General features: G+C 63.9%; 21 protein-coding genes and 1 tRNA gene. 10 read left to right on the forward strand and 12 right to left on the reverse strand.

The features are described 5' to 3' along the window. Positions 1-6: 6 nt before the first annotated feature. The 3 genes from GJ654_RS12720 to GJ654_RS12730 all read right to left on the reverse strand — a co-directional run bounded on the left by GJ654_RS12720 (position 7) and on the right by GJ654_RS12730 (position 3,761). Positions 7-2,313, reverse strand: coding sequence for an ATP-binding protein (locus GJ654_RS12720; RefSeq protein ID WP_155446531.1), 2,307 nt, complete (start codon positions 2,311-2,313; stop codon positions 7-9). 196 nt (positions 2,314-2,509) lie between these two features. Next, entirely contained in the window at positions 2,510-3,055 is a 546-nt protein-coding gene (locus GJ654_RS12725) for a biliverdin-producing heme oxygenase (RefSeq protein ID WP_155446532.1), read from the reverse strand. 40 nt (positions 3,056-3,095) lie between these two features. After that, positions 3,096-3,761, reverse strand: coding sequence for a response regulator (locus GJ654_RS12730; RefSeq protein ID WP_155446533.1), 666 nt, complete (start codon positions 3,759-3,761; stop codon positions 3,096-3,098). Between the two features lie 1,265 nt (positions 3,762-5,026). On the opposite strand from GJ654_RS12730, the gene GJ654_RS12735 reads away from it, so the two are divergent. Genes GJ654_RS12735 through GJ654_RS12745 form a run of 3 tightly spaced genes read left to right on the forward strand, consistent with a single transcriptional unit; the run spans position 5,027 to position 9,699 of the window. Further along, entirely contained in the window at positions 5,027-6,157 is a 1,131-nt protein-coding gene (locus GJ654_RS12735) for a hypothetical protein (protein WP_155446534.1), read from the forward strand. An 11-nt stretch (positions 6,158-6,168) separates the two neighbouring features. After that, complete coding sequence (locus GJ654_RS12740) at positions 6,169-8,886, forward strand: hypothetical protein (RefSeq protein ID WP_155446535.1); 2,718 nt, start codon at positions 6,169-6,171, stop codon at positions 8,884-8,886. Between the two features lie 18 nt (positions 8,887-8,904). Continuing rightward, entirely contained in the window at positions 8,905-9,699 is a 795-nt protein-coding gene (locus tag GJ654_RS12745) for a DsbA family protein (RefSeq protein ID WP_155446536.1), read from the forward strand. A 107-nt stretch (positions 9,700-9,806) separates the two neighbouring features. On the opposite strand, the gene GJ654_RS12750 is transcribed toward GJ654_RS12745, so the two are convergent. From GJ654_RS12750 to GJ654_RS12785, 8 genes are all read right to left on the reverse strand, one after another. Continuing rightward, a complete protein-coding gene (locus GJ654_RS12750) occupies positions 9,807-10,184 on the reverse strand; it encodes a hypothetical protein (protein ID WP_155446537.1) in 378 nt (125 codons plus the stop codon). A 162-nt stretch (positions 10,185-10,346) separates the two neighbouring features. Further along, the gene (locus tag GJ654_RS12755) at positions 10,347-10,901 is read right to left on the reverse strand and encodes a hypothetical protein (protein WP_155446538.1); all 555 of its coding nucleotides are present in this window, start codon (positions 10,899-10,901) and stop codon (positions 10,347-10,349) included. A gap of 160 nt (positions 10,902-11,061) precedes the next feature. Further along, positions 11,062-11,137: transfer RNA gene (locus GJ654_RS12760), tRNA-Thr, on the reverse strand. Between the two features lie 69 nt (positions 11,138-11,206). Then, positions 11,207-11,893, reverse strand: coding sequence for a tRNA (guanosine(37)-N1)-methyltransferase TrmD (trmD, locus tag GJ654_RS12765; protein ID WP_155446599.1), 687 nt, complete (start codon positions 11,891-11,893; stop codon positions 11,207-11,209). A gap of 10 nt (positions 11,894-11,903) precedes the next feature. Continuing rightward, entirely contained in the window at positions 11,904-12,404 is a 501-nt protein-coding gene (rimM, locus tag GJ654_RS12770) for a ribosome maturation factor RimM (protein ID WP_155446539.1), read from the reverse strand. 96 nt (positions 12,405-12,500) lie between these two features. Next, on the reverse strand, positions 12,501-12,857 hold the full coding sequence (gene rpsP, locus GJ654_RS12775) for a 30S ribosomal protein S16 (protein ID WP_155446540.1): 357 nt from the start codon (positions 12,855-12,857) through the stop codon (positions 12,501-12,503). A gap of 111 nt (positions 12,858-12,968) precedes the next feature. After that, positions 12,969-14,531: a signal recognition particle protein gene (ffh, locus tag GJ654_RS12780; RefSeq protein ID WP_155446541.1), complete on the reverse strand. Its 1,563-nt coding sequence runs from the start codon at positions 14,529-14,531 to the stop codon at positions 12,969-12,971. A gap of 276 nt (positions 14,532-14,807) precedes the next feature. Then, the gene (locus GJ654_RS12785; RefSeq protein WP_155446542.1) at positions 14,808-15,182 is read right to left on the reverse strand and encodes a helix-turn-helix domain-containing protein; all 375 of its coding nucleotides are present in this window, start codon (positions 15,180-15,182) and stop codon (positions 14,808-14,810) included. Positions 15,183-15,985: 803 nt separating this feature from the next. Here GJ654_RS12785 and GJ654_RS12790 point away from each other — a divergent pair. The 7 genes from GJ654_RS12790 to GJ654_RS12815 all read left to right on the forward strand — a co-directional run bounded on the left by GJ654_RS12790 (position 15,986) and on the right by GJ654_RS12815 (position 20,649). Next, on the forward strand, positions 15,986-16,423 hold the full coding sequence (locus GJ654_RS12790; protein ID WP_155446543.1) for a MerR family transcriptional regulator: 438 nt from the start codon (positions 15,986-15,988) through the stop codon (positions 16,421-16,423). A gap of 122 nt (positions 16,424-16,545) precedes the next feature. Further along, entirely contained in the window at positions 16,546-16,767 is a 222-nt protein-coding gene (locus GJ654_RS12795; protein ID WP_155446544.1) for a hypothetical protein, read from the forward strand. 116 nt (positions 16,768-16,883) lie between these two features. Further along, positions 16,884-18,437 carry an acyl-CoA carboxylase subunit beta gene (locus GJ654_RS12800; RefSeq protein WP_155446545.1) on the forward strand — a complete coding sequence of 518 codons (1,554 nt, stop codon included), beginning with the start codon at positions 16,884-16,886 and terminating at the stop codon, positions 18,435-18,437. Between the two features lie 14 nt (positions 18,438-18,451). After that, complete coding sequence (locus GJ654_RS12805; RefSeq protein WP_155446546.1) at positions 18,452-18,796, forward strand: OadG family transporter subunit; 345 nt, start codon at positions 18,452-18,454, stop codon at positions 18,794-18,796. A 23-nt stretch (positions 18,797-18,819) separates the two neighbouring features. Then, positions 18,820-19,215 carry a biotin/lipoyl-containing protein gene (locus GJ654_RS12810; RefSeq protein ID WP_155446547.1) on the forward strand — a complete coding sequence of 132 codons (396 nt, stop codon included), beginning with the start codon at positions 18,820-18,822 and terminating at the stop codon, positions 19,213-19,215. 12 nt (positions 19,216-19,227) lie between these two features. After that, complete coding sequence (locus GJ654_RS20815; RefSeq protein ID WP_196305545.1) at positions 19,228-19,392, forward strand: hypothetical protein; 165 nt, start codon at positions 19,228-19,230, stop codon at positions 19,390-19,392. A 126-nt stretch (positions 19,393-19,518) separates the two neighbouring features. Next, complete coding sequence (locus tag GJ654_RS12815) at positions 19,519-20,649, forward strand: sodium ion-translocating decarboxylase subunit beta (RefSeq protein ID WP_210350833.1); 1,131 nt, start codon at positions 19,519-19,521, stop codon at positions 20,647-20,649. 137 nt (positions 20,650-20,786) lie between these two features. Here GJ654_RS12815 and GJ654_RS12820 read toward each other — a convergent pair whose 3' ends face one another. Continuing rightward, a complete protein-coding gene (locus GJ654_RS12820) occupies positions 20,787-21,182 on the reverse strand; it encodes an MAPEG family protein (protein ID WP_155446548.1) in 396 nt (131 codons plus the stop codon). Positions 21,183-21,215 lie beyond the last annotated feature (33 nt).

Below are 21,215 nucleotides of genomic sequence, written 5' to 3' on the forward strand. Positions count from 1 at the left end.
ATCTAGTCATGATTGCGGCCGCTCCGGCGCCAGCGTCTTATTCTCCAGCGGGGTCCCGAGCGTGAACCAGAACGTCGAGCCAAGGCCGGGCGACGTCTCCACGCCCACCGATCCGCCATGTCGCTGCACGATCTTGCGACAGATCGCCAGCCCTATTCCGCTCCCTTCGTAAGCGTCGGGGCCATGCAGGCGTTGAAAAGGTTCAAAAATCTGCTCGGCGTATTTTGGATCGAAACCGATGCCGTTGTCGCTGACGCAAATGCGGGTCGAAAGCGTCCGCGCATCGCCGCGCCGCTCCTCCTCGGGCAGGACCGTCGCGAAGATGCGGATATGGCAAGGACGGTCGGAATGGCGATATTTGACGGCGTTCGACAGCAGATTCTGCAATACCTGCCGCATCTGGTTGTGATCGCAGTGCGCGACCGGCAGCGCATCGATGTCCACGGTCGCCCCGGCTTCATCGATCCGCTGGCGCAGGTCGGCGACCACGTCCTCGGCGATGTTCCGCAGCGAGGCCGGCGCAAGAGGCTTCGCCCGCCGCCCGACCTGGGAGAATTCGGCGAGATCCTTGATCAGGTTGCGCAGGCGCCGCGAAGAACTTTCGATGCCGCCGACCAGATTGTGCAACCGCCCGTCGCCGATCGGACGGATGGATTCGCCCAGCATCCCCGCGAAAGCCTCGATGTGGCGCAGCGGCTCCTTGATGTCGTGGGAAGCGACATGGGCGAAGGCCTCCAGCTCCTCGTTGCTGCGCGCAAGCTGGGCGTTCACGCGCTCGAGTTTTTCGGTGTTGCGCAAGATCACGCCGGTCACGAGGTCGCGGATCTCAACGGCCGCCGCGATCTCATGGTTTTGCCAGGGGATTGCTCGGCCGCGGGTTTGCTCGGTCCATGCCGCGAAGGATTGGCGGGGGCTGAGACGCAATTCTCCGTCCACCACGGTGACGGGCTTGTCAGGATTGCCAGCCCACCGGACCGTCTGCGCGACTTCGGGACGAAACCAGAGCATCACGCGCCTCGGCGGCGCGCGCGACAGCGGCACCGCGAGAACGCCGCTGGCGACGTCGGCATAGGCGGCGGCTTCCGGCAACAGCGCGGACAGCCGGTCGGTCTGGAAGAGTTCGGCGCCCTCGGCGCGCCCCAGAAAGTTCACAAGGTTTTCAATGGCGGATTCGGGCGGCGTCGCGCCCAGCGTGGTGACGCCTTCGCGGCTGTAGAGGCAGAGGCCCGAAGCGCCCATCAGTTCCAGCAGAGCGGCGCTGTTGCGCGCCAAACCCGCGCGATGGTCGCGCAATTGCTCGATGTCGCTGATCAGGCTGCGCTGGATCGTCTTGCCCTTCAGGGTTTGGCGCGTGACCGCCTCCTCCTCCATCACGCCGATTTGCCAGGCGAGGACCTGCGCCACCATTTCTGAAGCCTGACGGGCATCGGGGCCGACGTGTTGTGGCGCGCGATTGTGGCAGGCGATCAAGCCCCAAAGCCGTTCGCCGCGCATGATCGAGATCGACATGGTTCCGTGCATGCCAATGTTGCGCATGTATTCGAGATGAATGGGCGACACGCTGCGCAAGACCGACAGACTGAGATCGATGGGCTGGCCGCTCAGGGGGTTGATATCCGGAACGAGGCGCGCCGGGCGGTAGTCGATGTCGGGAATGATGCGCAAGGGGTTGAGCGCATAAAGCTTGCGCGCCTGGGCCGGAATGTCCGAGGAGGGAAAGTGTAGCCCCAGGAAGGATTCGACCCCTTCCGCACGGTCCTCGGCGATCACCTGGCCGCTGAAATCGTCGGCGAACCGGTAGACCTTCACACGGTCGAAGCCCGTGATCCCACGCACCTCCTGCGCCGCCGCCGCGCAGGCGCTTTCCAGCGTCGTCGCGGCCTGGAGCCGTTTGATGGCGCCGCTGGTGCGGCTGAAAAAAGCGTGCGCGTCGGCGAGGCCGTGCTCGGGGGGCTCCAGCTCGACGAAAGTCAGACCGGCGTGGCGGTGGATGGAGCCGCTAAATTCGGCGCCGCGGATCTGCGCCAGACGGATTGGGACGAGCGAACCCACGGTCGCGCCGGTCTCGTCGAGCGCGGCGCGTAAGGTTGCGGCGCTCTGGGCGTCGAACACGTCCGCCAGCGACCTCCCGAGCACGTCATCGGGATCAAGCGCAACGAATTGCGAAAGATTGGAGCTTACGGCGACGATCTGGAAGTTCGATTCCGTAAAGGCAAACAAGAGGCCGTGCGGCTGAATAGCTCCCGGAACATGGATGGGCTCGCGGTCGCAATCGGTCGGATCCAAGATTGCAGGAACAGGCCTGTCGTTCATTGCTTTCTCGCGGTTGGAAGAGCAGGGCCAATCTGAAACTGCCTTTTGTCCCCGCTTGCTTGCTCAATAGAGGCCTCAAGAAGCAAGAGATTACAATTGGACGAGGGAGAGGCGCGCGCGACAAAATGGTCGCGCCCGTCGGCCGCGCCGCGCTGCGTCGGAGGCGGGTTCTCGATATCAGGCCAAACGCCCCTGCTCATCTGCCTCCGCAAAGCCAAGCTTCCATGGCGAGGAAAACGGACTCGGCAGTGGCGATTGCCCGTCGTTTCGCCTTGGAAGCGGCGCAATGGGTTTCGATCACGGCTGCGAACATCCGCCACCTCGCGTCCACATCAGGTCCGTAACTCGCGAAGAAAGATGCGCCACGCGACGCAGACAGGCCGAGCCGCGCTTCGACGATCGGAAGCAAATGCCGACCGCCCTGCGTCTGGCCCTCCAGGACGTAGAACCCGCCCAGGGCGGAAGCGCGGTCAGTGACAACAGGAACCGCCACGCCTTCGAGGGGCGCGCCACCAAGGACCGCGAGATCATTTGCAAGCAGCGGCGCTTTCCGACGGGCGGGAAAGTCGCACAGAGTTTGTTCAAGCAAGGCGGCCCATTCCATTTCTGCAACACGATGGAACGCCTCGAGCCGGGCGATGAGGTCGCGGTAGGCGGCGAGGTCGGAAAACAGGCGCTTGACCGCAAGCCGCTTCTCCAGGCGAAGATGAATCGGCCAAGTCGCCGCCTTGAGGTTTTCCATGGCCGATGGCGCAGGCGCGGGTTCGTCCCCCGCCACGGGACTAGACATTTTTCAGCCACCCCTCGGAGACGGCGTAACCCACAAGTTGCACACGACTGTGAAAACCTAACTTTTCCATGCCGCGCGCCTTGTAGGTTTCGACGCTCTTCACGCTGAGATTGAGCAGGCTGGCGAGTTCCTTGTTGCTGTGGCCAAGCGCGGCGAGGCGCAGGATCTCGATTTCGCGCTCGCTCAAGTCAACCCAACGGTCGGCGGATTCCCCGGTTTTGTGAACGATTCCGTCGATCGCCTTGCTGGCGATGGACGGATCAAGGTAGACTCCGCCTGCGGAGACCGAATGGATGGCGCGTCGCAGATCTTCTGACACCGATCGCTTCAGCACGTAGCCCGCCGCTCCCACCTCGATCAGCTTGCGAAAATAGGAACGATCCTCGTGCACCGTAAGGACAATGACCTTGCAGAGCGGACATTCGCGCAGCAATTGACGCGTGACCTCGACCCCGTTCAGGCCCGGCATGGAGAGGTCGAGAACAACGACATCGGGCTTGAGTTCGATCGACAGGCGTAGGGCGGTGCGCCCGTCGCGCGCCTCGCCGACGATCTCCAGACTGGGATCACCGTTCAACAGCGCTCGGATGCCCTCGAGCACCAACGGATGGTCATCGGCCAGCAAGACGCGCAACCTCGGTCCAGTGTCCAAGCTCATGTCGGAACCCTCACGAAAAGCATGCAAGCGCACCCCGGCGCCGTTTCGACCTCCAGCGGACCTGCGGCAGGCGCTCTCTTACGCCGAGCAGGCGTCTTGTCGGCGCGCCAGCCCGCGGACTGTCAGGCGGCAAACCTCGGTCGTCCTCCCCTCTGGTCATGCGGACCTCCTTGTCTCTCACCTGCAGGCGTCTCGCCGAATTACGCCCTACATTTGGTGATCGCTTCCCGCAAAAACCGGTAAAAACGTTGTCTCCACGGCAGGATCTAGCCGGCGGTCCATGAGCGCCCGACGCGGGTCCGCCCGAAAATTCAGCCGCTCGCTCCATTTCTGCAAGAGGTGATGGATCGCGGTCTGCAAGCCGAAGTCGTCGAGCGCTATGGACCGGATTTTCCACGCCAGCCGAGTCACATCAAGCCGCAGCTGCAGGGAAGCCGGAATGCAGATCTGCTCCGTTCACAGCTACTTAGGCCGGCCGCGGAAACGAGATCGTGGTCGTCCGCCACGGGGGTCTGCTCGCCGCTCATGGTGGGCCGCTTTGAGCGTCGAAATCATCACTCAGCCTCGACGACGTTTTGCACGTTCGGCCTGTTCACACAGGGCTTCCGATACGCGAACGTGCGTAATCCGTGCTGCTTTATCCGAAACATATGATGAAAGCTCACATGAGGAAAGCGGGGAGGCGCCCGACAAGGCATGGGGAAAACCCTTACGCCGGTCCTCGGGCCGATCGCTGGTTGATGGCATCGGCGACAACGCCTTCCAACGTCACGGGTCGATAGCGAATGATGTTGCGAAAGGCTAGAACAGGTTCGATACGAGACGTCCTGCTGTGGCGCTGGGAATGATGGGATTAAGCCGATCAGTGCCGAAGACCTTGAACGCCTCAGGAATTCAGCCACGGCCGAGCTGCATCTGACGCGATCGGCGGATAGCGAGCATAGCGCGAAGGTCCGGTCTGGAGAAATATCCTGCCGATGGCTGAACGTAGAGGGTGTTAATTCCTCGAAGCCTTGCGAACCTTGCGAAATCGGCTCGAAGCTATCGATGCTGGCGCGTCGAATCCGCCTTTCGATACGGACTTCACTTCCGATGAGCGGACAGGACCTATGCCGCTCACAACAACCGCACGCCTCGATTGACCGCCATCAATGCGCGAACGCCGCCACGTCCTAGTCTCGGACTGAGCCCAGAACGGCTGACGGAGGCCGAACATGGCGCATTCCAGAAGCTGGAAAACGATTGCAGCAGGTTTTATTAGCGCAATGATCTTACTATCGCCGCCCGCTAAAGCGGGCTGCGACGCCAGCGACATTTTCAACGCCGCCAAGAACACCGTCGGCGCCGTCTCCACCTGCGACTCGGCCTGCAAGGACGAAGCCAGCTGCGCCCTGGCGATCTGGCTGCTGGCCGTGCTCGCCGGAGTCGCCACCGAAGGCGGTCAGGGGATGGTCAATTCGTTCTGCGCCGACGTGCGGAACACCGAAAGCAAGATCGACACCGGCAAGCAGGTCGCCGGCGCATTGGGCTCGGCGGCGGGCTCGGCGCTTTCGCCGGACCAGTTGAAGGAGGTCTCCGACAAGCTGGGATCCGTGACCGGCGCTGCGAAAATCGCGGACTGCGCCTGCGACATGCAGCAGGGCCTGGGTGCGCTCATGTCCGACCTCGGCGCCTGCATGACCGATTTCATGTGCTGGCTCCAGGAGGAGATCGGACTGGGCGCCTGCGAATGCACGCGGCCGCCTCCACAAATCGCCAATTGCTCCTCGGTCGACGCCGAGAAGTGCAAGGCGCTGGGCTATCCGCATTCGCTGGGCGACCCGGCCTGCGGGGCACGCAACTCGATCCGCAACTCCAACCCGGATTGCAAGAACTACTCCTATTGGACGGCGAACCAGACCACCTTTTCATGCACGACGGGACCCGAGGGCACGCTGGTGCAGGCTTTGCCGCCGTCTGGCGAAGGCACGGGTTGCGCCCCCGTCTATTATTGCTTCTGTCCGGCCGGGATGATTCCCGCATGGCCGGAGGTCGCCAATCCGGATTCCAGCGACAAGGCTTACAAATTCGCCTGCAATTGCCCGGAGGGCACGCATCCCGGGGCGAAAATGCCGAATGGCATCTCCTCCTGCCTTTGCGACAACACCAACGAGCCCGCGCAGTTCAATTCGCTGCTGGGAATATGCCCGCCGCCGGCCTGTCCGCCGGGACAAACGCGCCTGGGCGGCGACGGCGACTGCGTCACCCCCTGCGCCGATCCGAAGCAGGGCATGGCCTTCGACGGAAGCTGCTGCGATCCCAACCAGATGACCTCCTGCGGCAAATGCTGCCCGGTCAACATGATCCCCAACGCCAAGACAGGCGCCTGCGAAAAGCGGCCGGAGCAACCGAAATGAGGGGGTCCGTCATGGCGAGGCCTCGCACGGTCCTGATCCACGCCCGTCAAGCCCTGCGCGGCTGCGCCGTCGCGCTGGCCCTGATCGGCGCGCTGTGGCGCACCGCCCCGGCCCAGGCGGCCGAAGGCGTTTACGTTCCCGGCCAGGCCGCCGTCACCGGCTTCTCCGGCGCGCTCCGCCCGGCGCAGATCCAGCCGGGTCAGGACCCCGACGCGATGACCTTCATCGACGCCGTAGGCCCGTCGCTGCGCGTCATCGACCTGCGCCGCATGGAGGGTCCCCCGGAAGCCCAGCTGGTCGGCGCGCCGAAGACGTTTTCCATCAACGCCAAAGCGGTCGGGCAGGTATTCGGCGTCGCGCTCGACGATTCCGCGCCGCCGAACATCTATGTCGCCGCGAGTTCGGCTTACGGACTGTCGATCGTCGCGCCGGGGAAGGACGGACAGAGCGAACGCGTCAGCCAGGGCAGGTCCGACGCGCGCTTCATGCCGGGGCAATGGGGCGAAGGCGGCGGGCCGGGCTCCCTGTGGAAGATCGACGGCGCCAATGGCGGCGTCTCGCTGCTCGCCAACATCGGGAGCAACTCGGGCGCCGCGCTGGGCGGCCTCGCCTATGACAAGACGACGAAATCGCTGTTCGTCGCCGACCGCGAAAGCGGGCTCATCCATCGCATCGGCCTGAACGGCGCCGATCTCGGCAGCTACGACCACCGTCTCGCCGGGCTTCCGGTCATCGGTCTTGCGCCGGCCCCGCCCGCCGGGCCCCCCGCCGGCATCGGCAGCCCGCAATTCGACAGCGCCCAGCCGGCGACCTGGGGCTACCCCCCGCCGGAGCGACGCGTCTTCGGCCTCGCCATCCATGACGGCCGGCTCTATTACGCGGTCGCCGAGGGCTTGCGCATCTGGTCGGTCGGCCTCAATGGGGACGGCGGCTTCGGCGCCGACGCGCGGATCGAAATTGCGGTCCCACCCGCCGGCGGACCTACCGAAATTTCGAAGATCGCCTTCGACGACGAGGGGCGGATGTTCCTGGCGGAGCGGCCGGCGCCGACCGGCGCGCAGGATTTCGCAGCCTTGTCCGTTCCCGCCATCGGCCGCGCGTTGCGCTATGCGGTGATCGGCATCACCGAGAGCAAGCAGCCGATCTGGCAGCCCGCGCCGGACGAATATTCCGTGGGCTTCCCCGGAAATCTCCGCAACGACAATGGCGGCCTCGCCATCGGCTACAGCTATGACATGCGCGGCAATCTCGACCCCGCCTCCTGCGGCGGCTTCCTGTGGACGACGGGCGAGCGGCTGCGCGAGACAAAGGACCCCAAGCTCGCCGCCCGGATCGGCCAACCCGATGCGACGGCGATCGACGGATTGCAGGGCGGCGCGGTCTGGCTGATCCGCCGGGGCGACGAGCCGCCGCTGCACAGCTATTTCATCGATTACGCCGACGCGCCCCCCGATGCGTCCGCGCGCGGGCATATGGGCGATATCGCCATTCTGCGCGCCTGCGTCCAACAGGCCGCGGTCGTCACCGGCCGGCCCACGCTCGCCGAAGGCGCCACGCCTCCAAGGGGCGGGCTCGCGGAAGGCGCGTCACCGCCGCCATTCAGGCCGCCGGGACGGCGCGCCTGCGACATCCGCGTCTGCCCGCTGGGCCATCAGCCCTGTCCGACCAATCAGGTCTGGATTCTCTCCAAGAACGCCTGCGGCTCCGGCTGCGCCCCGCCGGACGTGCTGGTCAACGGCAAGTGCTGCGCCAAGACCGACCTGCAACCCGGCGGCGCCTGCGCCAGCGGCGGGCCGTCCGGCGAGGTCGTCAAGGCGCATTGCGGAACCACGCAGACGCCCATCGGCCCCAATAACGAATGCTGCGAGAACGACCATATCTACACGGGCGCGGGCGGCCAGCAGGCCTGCTGCTTCGGCGCTCTCACCAACGGCAAGTGCGATTCCACGCCCAACCAGCCCGACAACCTCTGCCCCACCTGCTGCGCCAAGGGCTACACGTCGGTGAACGGCGCCTGCTGCCTGGTGGCCCAGGTCACCAACTCCGGCGTCTGCTGTCCCACGGGCCAGAAGCCACAGACCGACGGCTCGTGCCGGAAGTCCGGCAAGATTCCGAAGATCACACAATGCTGTGCCGCAGGCTATGTCCCCACACATGGCGGGACGTGCTGCGCCGTGGCCAATCTGACCTCGATCGGTTCCTGCTGCGCCAGCGCCGTCAATCCGAAGGATCGCAGCCAATGCCCGAAACAATTTGAAAAGACATTCACGCCGCCCAAGCCCTGCGCGCGCGGAAGCTTGCGCGACGCCAAGGGCGCCTGCGTCAGCCGGACGCGGAGCCCGCCGCCGCCCGCTCTGGTCCCGCTCAAGCCGCGCGCGCCAAATGCGTGCGCCCTCGATGAACGGCGCAACAGGGCGGGCGTCTGCGTCCCGCGCCGCCCCCGCCAGATTCGCGAACCCGACGAGGAGATCGTCGTCCCATGGACGCCCCCGCCTGCGATCCGCCGCCCGATCGTCTGCCCGCCCGGGTGGGTTCTCGGCCCGTACGGCAAGCGCTGCTGGCCGCTGAGCCGCGGCCGGGCTGCGCCGGTCTACATGGGCCCCGGACCGGTCTACATAGGCCCCGGTCCGGCCGGTCCAGCCTTCCACAGCGGCGGTCGCCGATTCGCCTGCCCGCCGGGCATGGCGCCCGGTCCCATGGGCAGGTGCATGCCGATGCGCCCCCGCTGACCGTCACAGGAGAATACAATGGTCGCCAAGCCCGCCTTCGCCTTCATCAGCGCGGCCACGCTCGCCCTGTTCTGCGCCACGACCATGGTCCGCGCGGGGCCGGCGACGCCGCAGGTCGAGGAGGCGATCCGCCTCTATCTGGAGACGCATCCCGAGGCCCTGGGCCCCGCCATCGACAAATATCTCGCCGATCACCCGGAGGCCCTGGCGAAGGCGCTGCGGGCGCTGGTCAAGCGCGGCCCCACCGGCGCCTCCGGCGTCGACAACAGGCAGGTCATCGCCGAAAACGCCGGCGCGCTTTATTCCGCGCCGTTGCAGACCGCTCTGGGCGCGCCCGAAGGCGCGACGACGCTGGTCGAGTTCTTCGACTTCAATTGCGGCTATTGCCGCAAGGCGCTCAAGGACACTCTGGCCTTGATCGCCGAGGACCCCGCCCTGCGCATCGTCCTCAAGGATTATCCGATCCTCGGGCCTGATTCGATGGAAGCGGCGAAGGTGGCGCTCGCCGTGCAGGTGCGGCGGCCGGACGCCTCGAAGTCGCTGGAGTTCCATCGCCGGCTGCTGAGCGCGCCGGGCAAGATCGACCGCGCGGCGGCGCTCGCGGTCGCCGGCGAACTCGGTTTCGACGCGGCGCAAGTCGAAAGCGACGCCGCCGGCCCCGAGGTGAGCGAGGCGCTGAGCCAAAACAGCCGCCTGGCCGCGGCGCTCGGCATCCACGGCACGCCCGGCTACGTCCTCGGCGACCGCGTCATCGCCGGCGCGGTCGGCGCCGCAGCCCTAAAGGCGAGCATAGCGGCGTTGAGAAAACACTGAGAATCGTCGAAACCATGTGCAGCAGTGACCGCTTCGCATAGGTCTGCGGGCTTCCAGTGTACGAGTTCTAAGGCCGCTTCGAGCCGGACTCGGTCGATCATGCCGCCTCAATCTTGCTCGCCGCCCCTTTGCATTTGGTGGGTGTATGCCACAACCGGATGGGCGCGGTCCTGATCAGGGCCAGCATCCTCCTCTGGCTCCATCATCAGGTTTTCCCGTTCGGCGATTTCTCGGGCGTCCGTGTAGGGCATTCCAGCCTCAATCAACCGATCCTGCTCCGCCCACATTCTCTGCTGAACCACGAACGCCAGCTTGTCCGTCATCCCGGCCCGCTCCAGACGGCCCCACATTCTGGGGCTGTCCATCTGCCACGCCTTCTTGATCCGGGCGTGCAACTCCGTGTTGTGCAGGGTTTTCTCGTCCTCTTCGAGCGCTCGAAACTCCTTTTCGATCCCAAGGATCGTCGATTGCTCCATCTCGTCCATAGGCGCGTCCGTCCAGGCGCGCTCAACCTTGCTCCTGCTGCTGATAAAAATACCATGCGAGTGCGAACGACCCGATGGCCATGACGCCATACAAGGCCACTGTCGTCGTATGCTGAATGGCCGCTGCTTCTGCAATGCGAGCGGAATACGATTTCCGAAGGATCAGTTCGGAAATCGTATTCCGCTCGCGCGGAAATCCGCCCTTCGCCTGAAGGATTTCCGCGCGATTTCGTTTTCGCGGATCGCGAAGCGATCTTGCGGAAACCGTATGACACGTTCATTCGCATCGCAGGGCTTTGATGAAATTTCGTCCCTTCTGATACGATTTCGGGCCACCAGTGAAATCCAGCTCGGCTTTTGATGGTGTCGCGTTCGTTTGCGAGCGCGACGCATCGTGCCGCGATGATCTCGTTCATCCGAGAACACGCGGGTCACGTTCTTTATGAGCGGGCGCAGGCCGTCTTGCAGGTAAGGAAGCAGGCCGTGGACCATCGCGGGGCGATAGATTTCGGTGAAGTTCGCCGCGACGAAATTTCCCATCAGGCGCATGTAGTTGAACGCCAAGAGGCTGCGCGACAAGCGCGCGAAATTGCCGGAATTCAGGTCGAGCCTGTAGGTGCCGCGGATCAGGTCGCGGACGCCCTCCAAGTCCCGTTTGGCTCCGTCCTCATCATGCTTCAGCCACAGTAGCACGCGCTCCTTGGTGGCCTGCTGCATGTCCTAACGAGAGCATTGCTGAGAAGGTAGCAGCACTGCTATGCCCAATATTCTGCGTCACGCGCAAAATGTGGGCATGCGATTCCTTTTCGCGGGGTGCCCTGGGGGTGCCCCGGCTCCAGCTTTCAGCGAGTCTGATGTGCTAAGTTGTTGATTTTGATGGTGCCGCAAGAGGGATTCGAACCCCCGACCCCCTCATTACGAATGAGGTGCTCTACCAGCTGAGCTATTGCGGCTTCCGCTAAGCGGCAGCGTCCTCTTAGCCAGATTGGCGGCGCTTGGCAAGGCTTGGGGGGCGCGGATTTTCAATTCCGCTCGCGCAAAAGATCCGGCCGCCGCGCCTTGGTCAACGCCTCGGACTGCGCGCGGCGCCAGGCCGCGATCTTCGCGTGGTCGCCCGAGAGAAGGATCTCGGGAATCGGGCGGCCCTCCCACCCGCGCGGGCGCGTGTAATGCGGATATTCCAGGAGGCCGCCTTCAAAGCTCTCGTCTTCGCCCGATTCCTGCTTGCCCATCACCCCCGGCAGCAGCCGGACGCAGGCGTCGAGCAGAGTGAGCGCCGCGATCTCGCCGCCGGACAGGATGTAGTCGCCGATCGAGATTTCCTCGAGGGCGCGGCCCTCGATCACGCGCTCGTCCACGCCCTCGAACCGGCCGCACACCAGGATCACGCCGGGGCCATCGGCCCATTGTCGCGCCAGCGCCTGGGTCAGCGGTTTGCCGCGAGGCGACAGCAGCAGGCGGGGGCGGGGGTCGTCGGGCGTCAGCCGCGAATCCAGGCTGTTCGCCAGCACGTCGGCGCGCAAAACCATGCCGGGGCCGCCGCCAGCGGGAGTGTCGTCCACGGCGCGGTGGCGTCCCAGGCCGTGGTCGCGAATGTCGATGGCTTCAAGGGACCAAAGGTTTTTCGACAGCGCGGTTCCCGACATCGACTGTCCCAGCGGTCCCGGAAACATGTCGGGGTAGAGCGTGAAGACGCTCGCCTGCCACATCACTGCGTGGTCACTCCGTCTCGGCGGGTGGGATGACGATGACGCGGCCGCCCTTGATGTCCACGGTGGGGACTACCGCGCGCGTAAAAGGATAGAGCAGCGTTTCGCCGGCCGGCGGGGCGATCTCCAAAATGTCGCCGGCGCCGTAGTTGGGCACCGCGACGATCGCGCCGATCAGTTCGCCCTCGGAGGTTTCCGCGCGCAGGCCGATCAGGTCTCGCGTATAAAACTCGTCTTCCTCGGTGGGAGGGAGTTTTTCGCGGGGGATGAACAGTTTGGTGTGGGTGAGGGCTTGCGCCGCATCGCGGTCGCTCACGTTTTTAACGCGCACGACCAGCAGGTCGTCCTTGAGCAGGCGGACGGAGACGATTTCGATGGCGCGACCGGAGCCGTCATGCAGACCGTCGTAATCGGCGAGGCTCAGCGGGTCCTGGGTGTAAGATTTCACGCGAATCTCGCCGCGCACGCCGTGTGGCGCGCCGAAAACGCCGACCAGGACTTCGTCGTTCAAATGTGGGCTCCGAGCCGTGGGTCGCCCTCGCCCTTCGAGACACCGCCTGACGGCGGCTCCTCAGGGTGAGGGCTAGTGTTGATCGTGTCGGCGGAATTACTCCGCGGCGGCAGCCTTTTCGGCCGCAGCGGCGGCGGCCGCCGCGCGCTCCTGCGCCTTCTTCTTCGGCTGGGCCTTTTGCGGGTTGTTGCGCGGCTCGCGCGTCAACGCGCCGGCGCCGTCCAGCAGGCGGGCGACGCGGTCGGTCGCCTGCGCGCCCTTGGCCAGCCATTCCTTGGCCTTCTCGACGTCGAGAACGAGGCGGTTGGCGGAGTCCTTGGGGGCGAGCGGGTCGAACGTGCCGAGCTTCTCGATGAAGCGGCCGTCGCGCGGCGAACGGGAATCGGCGACCACCACGCGATAGAACGGGCGCTTCTTGGCGCCGCCGCGCGACAGACGAATCTTAAGGGACATATCTTCTTCCTTGCTCTCTTGGTTCGCCGAGGGGCAGGCGATTTCCATTTTGTGCAAACCGCCGGCCCCTCTCCCGGCAGTTCCGGCCCGTACGCGAAGCGTACGGAAAACTCACTTCTTCTTGAACGGATTCAGTGTGCTCAGGCCGCCCAGGCCCGGCAGCAGCGACTTGCCGCCGCCCAATCCCGGCAGGCCCGGTTTGGCCGGGGCAGGGGGCGGCGCCTTCAGCTCCGCCGGCGGCTCCTTGGGCAGGACGCCGCCCATGCCGGCGCCGTATTTCTTCTGGAGCTCCGCCATCTGCTCGGGCGACGGCATGTCCATGCCCTTGCCCATGCCGAACATCTGCGCCATTTGCGCCATCGGCCCGCGCTTGGGTCCGCCGCCCATCGCCTTCATCATGTCGGCGGTGGCGCGGTGCTGCTTGAGTAGGCGGTTGACCAGCTCCACCGTTGTCCCCGCGCCCGCCGCGATGCGCTTTTTCCGCGACGCCTTCAAAATGTCGGGGTTGCGGCGCTCCGCCGGAGTCATCGACAGGATGATGGCGCGCTGGCGCTTGATCATGTTGTCGTCGACCTTGGCGTTGGCCATGGCGTCCTTGAGTTTCGCCACGCCGGGCAGCATGCCCATGATGCCGCCGAGGCCGCCCATTTTTTCCGCCATGGCGAGCTGGTCGCACATGTCCTGCAAGTCGAACTTGCCCTTGCGCATTTTCTCGGCGACTTGCATCGCCTTTTCGGCGTCAATCGTCTCCGCGGCCTTCTCGACCAGCGCGACAATGTCGCCCATGCCCAAAATGCGGTTGGCGATGCGCTGCGGATGGAAATCATCCAGCGCGTCCATCTTTTCGCCGATGCCGATCAGCTTGATCGGTTTTCCGGTGACAGCGCGCATCGACAGCGCCGCGCCGCCGCGTCCGTCGCCGTCGACGCGGGTCAGGACGATGCCGGTGATGCCGACGCGGTCGTCGAAATTCTTGGCCAGATTCACCGCGTCCTGGCCGGTGAGGGCGTCGGCGACGAGCAGGATTTCGTGGGGCTTGGCGGCGGCCTTGATCTCGGCCATTTCCACCATCAGCGGCTCGTCGATATGCGTGCGGCCCGCCGTGTCGAACATGACGACATCGTAGCCTTGCAGGCGCGCGGCCTCTTCCGCGCGACGGGCGATCTGCACCGGCGTCTGGCCCGCGATGATCGGCAGCGTGTCGACATTGACCTGGCGGCCGAGCACGGCGAGCTGTTCCTGCGCGGCCGGGCGCTTGACGTCGAGCGAGGCCATCAGGACGCGCTTCTTGAAACGCTCGCTGAGGCGCTTGGCGATCTTGGCGGTCGTCGTGGTCTTGCCCGCGCCTTGCAGACCCACCATCATGATGGCGACGGGCGGGGCGGCGTTGAGGTCGATGGGATCGGCGTCTGATCCTAAGGTCTCGATCAGGACGTCATTGACGATCTTGACGACCATCTGGCCGGGCTTGATGCTTTTCAGCACATCGGCCCCGACGGCCCGCTCCTTGGCCTTGTCGATAAAAGTGCGGGCGACATCGAGCGCCACGTCGGCTTCGAGCAGCGCGCGGCGCACTTCGCGCATGGCGAGATTGACGTCCTCCTCGGAGAGGGCGCCGCGCCGCGTCAGTTGATCGAATATGCCCGAGAGCTTTTCCGACAGGCCTTCAAACATGTGTCATTCCCTTTGGGCTCGCGCCAGACGAATGTTCAACGCGGAACGCGCCCGGGGGCGCATCGCGCTGCCGGGCGGTGACCTCCCGCGTCGGGCGCGGGTGGGTTGGCTGTCATGTCGTCTCTTGCGAGGTCGGCTTCAATAGCTTTGGCGGGCGAGAAAGTCAATTTGCCGCGGCGGCGCTTGCCATCTGCGGCGTCGCGGCTCGACCGTGATGTCGACCGACCTTGGCCGGCGGAGTTCAGCCACTCATCATAACCGATGTCCCGGCGGCCCTCAGCGCGCGCGGTGCTCCCTGGTCCGCGCAGGAGCCTCGGAGATCAGAGTGTCGCGCATTGCTTCAGAGCCAGACGTGTCATCTTCGCTATGCTGGAGTTTGAACTTAGCCGCCGCCTGGGTCTGGGTCCGATGCGACCGCAGCTGTTCTGCCCATGGTTCGAAGAAATATCCGATATTCACATGTAAGGCGCCGCATAATGCAAGCATTGATCTCGGGTCAATGCGTTCAATACCCAATTCAAAGGCGTTGATATGGGTTTCCGTATCTCCAACAGCCTTTGCAAGCGTCGCCTTGTCAATTCCGCGCGTCATTCGTCTGTTGCGGAGTCGCGAGCCCATCACCAGGTCAATGGATGGTGTTGTCGTCATCATGCTTCATCTCGTTATCTCAGGTTGTTTATTTGACGCATTACAGCTTCTGATTGCAGTGTAGGGAAAGGTAAACAAACCGTAAACAGCGGGATTGCACAAAAAATCCTGCAATCCTGGCCCACGCATCCCTCCGGTTGTTCGCAGATTCGTTATTTTTGAGCAAGATCAAACACTTTGATGTAGATCAATTGCTCAGCCACAACCGTAGCGTTAGCATCCCAAAAAATGGGTGTTGGGAGGTTCTCGTGGGTTACTCCACTGAAAGGCTGAGAGAAATTGCACTCATAAACCTTCGGTACGCCTTTCTGGACCTCGACCTCGTCGGTGATCGTGAGGCGTTAACGCGAGCGATTCGTCATTCGGAAGATGCGAACGCTTGCATGAAGCTCATGCTGAAGGACATGTCTGAATCGGATTCAGGCTGCGCAATAAATTGCTCGACCGAGAATGTGAAATGAGTCGGCAGTCGGAATGTGCAATTCAAGTAAAAATGCCGATTTGGTCTGATTGTCTGGCTCTGTCGTGTTCGCGGAGTGGCGGTGTCCGCTGTTCGTGGGCGGCGACCGAGGGGCGTCTCCGGAGCGCCGGCGTGTCGAGCGATTTGCCCCCGCCGTCGCTCGCGCTTCCGCAGGCAACTTTATGCAGTAGCGCATTTTTTGCCAGATTCAACCGCCCGGTTGCTGGCAACCTGACGTTGAGCCATGTAGTCTTGTTCGCGCGTTAGATTGTGTCAATCTGTCGCGCAACGCCCTGCTCATCACAGAACGTGTGGACGTTCTCCGCCTGCATACGGAAGTTTGGTCATGAATATTGAAGTCTCTGTGAGACCTGAGAGATCCGAAAGCAACGAGGGGCCGCTCAAGATGATCGGACAAGTTGCGGAAGAGTTTAAGGTCTCGAACAGAACGCTTCGTTTCTATGATCAGATCGGCTTGGTCACTCCAGTCAGAAAGAACGGAATCAGGTATTATTCGGCCGCTGACATAAAGAGAATTGCTGATATCATGAAGTATCAGCAGGCTGGGATGACGTTGGCGCAAATCAGAAACGTTCTCGATGACGATTTGGGATGGGTCAAAGAAGTCGCTTTGAACAGGACCGACATAGAAGGCATGATCAGTCGGTTGCGTGTCCGTCGCGAAGAAATCAACGACGCGATACAGGAATTCGAAGCGATTCTGATGGACGATTGCACCACAGGGGCCCAGTTTTCGCGTTTCGAAGCGCGCGTCGCCAAGTAGGGTTGAATGCGCTTGCTTGACCTCCCCTCCGTGCGCGGCGCGCGCGGAGGGGCGCTTGCGGGAGGGATTTTGTCATTTCCCCTTTGGCGCAGCGCGGGCGCGCTCAGCGGCTTGAGATGAGGGTGTTCGAAGAGTCCGCATTCCGGCTGGATTTCTCTTGCTCGATCTGGCGTCTGGCGCGCCAGCGCGTCGCCTTGAGCGGCGCACGCCGCGACAATATCGACAACCGGGTCAGGAGCGTCGATCACGCCGTGGCGGTCGCGCGGCGAATTCGTCTTGCGCAATGGCTCGGAAGGACGCTATCTTCACCGTATCCGATGCTTCCGTCGGAGAATCGCTTTTAAAATTAATTGGAAGCGACGGATCGACCGCCTAGAGATCGTCCACGGCCAGACGCAACTGACAGCAAGCCGCGATTCGGCTCGACCGCCGGTGCGGGCGGCGCATGCGAGGTGACCGAATGACCAAGTTCTCCGATCTCCTTGAGGATATGCGCCGCCGTCAGGAGGCGATTCTCAACGGCGGCGGCGCCGACAAACTGGCCCAGCGCCGCGCGAAGGGGCTTTTAACGGCCCGGGACCGGCTCGACACCCTGTTCGACGAGGCTACCTTTCAGGAAATGGGCGCGCATGTGCGCCATTCCGCCCGCCATTTCGGCATGGAATCGAAAAATCTGCCCGCGGACGGCGTGGTGGTCGGCACCGGCTATGTCAATGGTCGCATGGTCTCCGCCTTCGCCCAGGATTTTACCGTGCTCGGCGGCTCGCTCGGCAAGATGCACGCGAAGAAAATCGTGACGATGATGGAGGAAGCCGCGAAATTCGGTTCGCCCGTCGTCGCCTTCAAGGATTCCGCCGGCGCCCGCATCCAGGAGGGGGTGGACGCGCTGTCGGGCTATGGCTGCGTGTTCTACCAGAACGTGCTTTTGTCCGGGGTCGTGCCGCAGATCGCCGTGGTTTGCGGCCCCTGCGCGGGCGGTGCGTCCTATTCGCCGGCGCTGATGGATTTTGTCATCATGACCCGGTCCAACGCCTATATGTTCATCACCGGGCCCGAGGTGATCAAGGCGGTGACCGGACGCGCGGTCACCATGCAAGAGGTCGGCGGCGCCGACATGCACGCCGCCGTCTCAGGAAATGTGCATTTCCTTGCCGAGGACGATGCCGACGCCATCCGCATCGTGAAAAAGCTGCTCTCCTTCCTGCCGCAGAACAATTCCGAGGACCCGCCGCACCGGCCGAGCGCCGACATTGCGCTGGCCGAGGACGATGGCGTCCGTACCCTCATTCCCGACGATCCGCAGCTGCCGATGGATGTGCGCCGGGTCATCGAACATATCGTCGATCCCGGCGAGTTCCTGGAGGTGCACCGCTCCTTCGCCGAAAACATTATCGTCGGCTTCGGTCGGGTCGAAGGCATTGTGGTTGGGATCGTCGCCAACGAGCCGACGGTCCGGGCGGGGGCGCTGGACATGGACGCCTCCGACAAGGCGGCGCGCTTCATCCGTTTCTGCAATTGTTTCAACATCCCGCTGGTCACGCTGGTCGACGTGCCCGGCTTTTTGCCCGGCGTGGAGCAGGAGCGCGGCGGCATCATCCGCCACGGCGCCAAAATGCTGTTCGCCTATGCCTCTTGCACGACGCCAAAGGTGACGGTGATTCTGCGAAAAGCCTATGGCGGCTCTTATCTGGCGATGTGCGCGCGCGAAATGGGCGCGGATTTCGTGTTCGCCTGGCCGACCGCCGAAATCGCCGTGATGGGCGCGGAGGGCGCGGTCACCGTGCTTTACGCCAAGGAGCTGAAGGCGGCGGCGGACCCCAAGGCCAAGGCGAAGGAATTCGCCGCCGCCTATCGCGCCGAATTCGCCTCGCCCTACCAGGCGGCGGCGCATGGCTACATCACCGACGTCATCGATCCCGCGCTGACCCGCTCGACCGTGGCGCTGGCTCTACGAAAAGCCTTGTCGAAGCGCGACATCAGGCCTCCAAAAAAACACGGCAACATCCCGCTTTAGCGCAGGAGGAGCGGATGGACACGGAGTCTCTCAAACTTGCGCTGGGCGGGATTGTCGCCGCCTTTGCCCTGTGGTTCGCGCTGAAGCAGGTGTTACGCTTCCTCGGCTGGGTGGAAAAATCCGAAATCGCCCGCCAGGCGGCGGAGGCGGCTGAAGCGGCCGAGCGCAAGAAGGCGGCGCGCTCCGCCGCCGCGCCTGTCGTCGAGCCCCAGGGGATTCCCCCCCATCATGTCGCCGCCATCGCCGCCGCCGTCGCCGCCTGCGGCTACCGGGTCGCCCATATCGCCGACCCGCGCACGGGCGGCGCCTGGGCGGCGGAAGGCCGCTGGTTGCAGCAGACGTCTCATAACCCGCATTGACCCGCCTCGGGCTGGAGTTCGCCATGCATCGCAAATTCAAAATCACCGTCGACGGCCACCCCTATGAGGTCTTGGTCGAGGAAATCGTAAGCGAGGGCGGCGCGCCCGCAGGAGGGAGCGTTTCCTGGCCGGCCTCGGTGGCGGCGGCTTCGGCGGCCGTGGCGGCAGCTCCGGCGCACGCGCCGGTTTCTCGCGCCGCCGCGGGCGCCGGCGACGAAGTCGCTCCACTCGCCGGCACGGTGCAATCTATCGACGTCACGGTCGGGCAGGTGGTGCAGGCGGGGGAAAAAATCGCCGTTCTCGAGGCCATGAAGATGAAGACCGAGGTCCACGCCAAGGGCGCCGGCAAGGTGGTTTCCATCGCGGTCAATGTCGGCGAATCCGTCGACACCGGCGCCGTCCTGCTCACCCTCGCCTGAGGTTTGTCCGCCATGACCATGCCCGACTCGCTTTACGGCGCCGTGATGCTCAGCCTGATCGATTTCTTCGCCTCCATGGTGATGATCACCGGCATCGGCGTGGTCCTGGCCTTGTTTCCGCTGCTCAACCGCATCGGCAAGGTGGATGAGGACGCGCTGCGCAAGCGCCAGCATTGATGCGATTTTCTAGTGGAAATCGTAGTCCGCTCGCGCGGAAATCCGCTTCACCTGAAGGATTTCCGCGCGGTCCGTTGACGCGGATCGCGAAGCGATCTTGCGGAAACCGTATGAAAGGGGCGCCGCGTGTTTGAACAGTTTCTGGCGTTTCTCGGCGCCCTGATGGACCAGACCGGCCTCGCCCATTTCTGGTGGGGCAATGCGGTGATGATCGCCGTGGGCTGCACGATGATCTATCTTGCGGTCGCCAAGGGCTACGAACCGCTGCTGCTGGTCGGCATCGGCTTCGCCTGCGTGATCGCCAATGTGCCGGGGTCCGACCTCACCCAGCCCGGCGGCCTGTTCCATTACGCCTACCAGGGCGTGCAATTGCTCATCGTGCCGCCTCTGATTTTCTTCGGCGTCGGCGCCATGACCGATTTCGCGCCGATGATCGCCAATCCAAAACTGGTCATTTTGGGCGCCGCCGCGCATTTGGGGATTTTCGTCGCCCTGATCGGCGCCAAGCTGCTCGGTTTTACCCTCAACGAGGCCGGGGCGATCGGCATCATCGGCGGCGCCGATGGGCCCATGGCGATCTTCATGACCATAAAACTCGCGCCGCACCTGCTGCCGCAGATTTCGGTGGCCGCCTATTCCTACATGGCGCTGATGCCGCTGATCCAGCCGCCGGTGATGAAACTGCTCACCACCCGCGAGGAGCGTCTTATCCGCATGAAGCAGTCGCGGCACGTGACGCGTCTCGAAAGGATCGCCTTTCCCATTGTGATCGGCATCATCGTCAACCTGTTCTTCCCGCCGGTCGCGCCGCTGATCACCATGCTGATGCTCGGCAATCTGTTTCGCGAGGTGCTGGTGGTCAGTCGGCTGGCGAAAACCGCCGCCAACGACCTCATGAACATCATCATCATCATCCTGACGTTGGCGATCGGTTCGACCATGGCGGCGGATCGTTTTTTGACCCTCGAAACCATCGAGATCGTCGGTCTCGGGCTTGTCGCCTTCGTCTTCGGCACCGGTTCGGGCGTGGTCGGCGCCAAGATCATGAATCTGTTCCTGAAGGAAAAGATCAATCCGCTGCTTGGCTCGGCGGGCATCGCCTCGGTGCCGATCGCGGCGCGGGTCAGCCACAATGTCGCGCTGGAATACGACAAGGAGAATTATCTCATCTATCACGCCATGGGGCCGAATTTGGCCGGCGTGTTCGGCACGGCGATATCAGGCGCCATCATGCTGGCGCTGCTCGGGGTGAAGTGAGCGCCCGGAGGGCCCCCCGGCGGCGAAGCCCGCCGAGACCGGTTCTCCAAACGCGAATGATCTCTTAAAGCCACGCAATCCCGTGTCGTCATGGCCGGACAGCCGTCGGACAAGCCCGGGCGTGATGTCCCGACTCGTCAGTCGCCGAGCAGGATGCGCATAAAAATGTCGCCGATTGCGCCCAGGCACAGCAGGGTGCTCGCCGCGAACTGGATGACGAAACCGGTGGTGCGGGTTTTCGGGTCGGCCAGATAGGCGCGGGCGTAGAGCGCGCGTCCGACGATCCAGACGACGCCCAACAGGGCCGCGCCGAGATCGCTGACATAGATCGCGAACATCCAGAGGCCGACAAGCTGGATCGGCAGCCATTCCAGGGTGTTCATCTGGATGCGGTAGTGCCGCTCGAAGGTCGGGTCGCCCGTGGTCGCGGGCGCCGGCACGCCATAAATCATGCGCGCGCGTCCCACGCGATAGCCGAGCCAACCATAGAACTGCACGGTCGCCAAAGTGGTCAGGGCTGTCAGGTAGAACATGTCTCGACCTCGCGAAGCGCCAATCTTACAATA

Source organism: Rhodoblastus acidophilus (genome assembly GCF_009720655.1).
Lineage (GTDB): Bacteria > Pseudomonadota > Alphaproteobacteria > Rhizobiales > Beijerinckiaceae > Rhodoblastus > Rhodoblastus acidophilus_A.

Coding starts and splice junctions, on each gene's coding strand:
- GJ654_RS12790 (WP_155446543.1), top strand. CDS start 15,986: ATGAATATTGAAGTCTCTGTGAGACCTGAGAGATCCGAAAGCAACGAG.
- GJ654_RS12745 (WP_155446536.1), top strand. CDS start 8,905: ATGGTCGCCAAGCCCGCCTTCGCCTTCATCAGCGCGGCCACGCTCGCC.
- GJ654_RS12750 (WP_155446537.1), bottom strand. CDS start 10,184: ATGGACGAGATGGAGCAATCGACGATCCTTGGGATCGAAAAGGAGTTT.
- trmD (WP_155446599.1), bottom strand. CDS start 11,893: ATGTGGCAGGCGAGCGTCTTCACGCTCTACCCCGACATGTTTCCGGGA.
- rpsP (WP_155446540.1), bottom strand. CDS start 12,857: ATGTCCCTTAAGATTCGTCTGTCGCGCGGCGGCGCCAAGAAGCGCCCG.
- GJ654_RS12730 (WP_155446533.1), bottom strand. CDS start 3,761: ATGAGCTTGGACACTGGACCGAGGTTGCGCGTCTTGCTGGCCGATGAC.
- GJ654_RS12735 (WP_155446534.1), top strand. CDS start 5,027: ATGATCTTACTATCGCCGCCCGCTAAAGCGGGCTGCGACGCCAGCGAC.
- GJ654_RS12720 (WP_155446531.1), bottom strand. CDS start 2,313: ATGAACGACAGGCCTGTTCCTGCAATCTTGGATCCGACCGATTGCGAC.
- GJ654_RS12785 (WP_155446542.1), bottom strand. CDS start 15,182: ATGATGACGACAACACCATCCATTGACCTGGTGATGGGCTCGCGACTC.
- GJ654_RS12755 (WP_155446538.1), bottom strand. CDS start 10,901: ATGCAGCAGGCCACCAAGGAGCGCGTGCTACTGTGGCTGAAGCATGAT.
- GJ654_RS12800 (WP_155446545.1), top strand. CDS start 16,884: ATGACCAAGTTCTCCGATCTCCTTGAGGATATGCGCCGCCGTCAGGAG.
- ffh (WP_155446541.1), bottom strand. CDS start 14,531: ATGTTTGAAGGCCTGTCGGAAAAGCTCTCGGGCATATTCGATCAACTG.
- GJ654_RS12805 (WP_155446546.1), top strand. CDS start 18,452: ATGGACACGGAGTCTCTCAAACTTGCGCTGGGCGGGATTGTCGCCGCC.
- GJ654_RS12740 (WP_155446535.1), top strand. CDS start 6,169: ATGGCGAGGCCTCGCACGGTCCTGATCCACGCCCGTCAAGCCCTGCGC.
- GJ654_RS12810 (WP_155446547.1), top strand. CDS start 18,820: ATGCATCGCAAATTCAAAATCACCGTCGACGGCCACCCCTATGAGGTC.
- GJ654_RS12725 (WP_155446532.1), bottom strand. CDS start 3,055: ATGGAAAACCTCAAGGCGGCGACTTGGCCGATTCATCTTCGCCTGGAG.
- GJ654_RS12820 (WP_155446548.1), bottom strand. CDS start 21,182: ATGTTCTACCTGACAGCCCTGACCACTTTGGCGACCGTGCAGTTCTAT.
- GJ654_RS20815 (WP_196305545.1), top strand. CDS start 19,228: ATGACCATGCCCGACTCGCTTTACGGCGCCGTGATGCTCAGCCTGATC.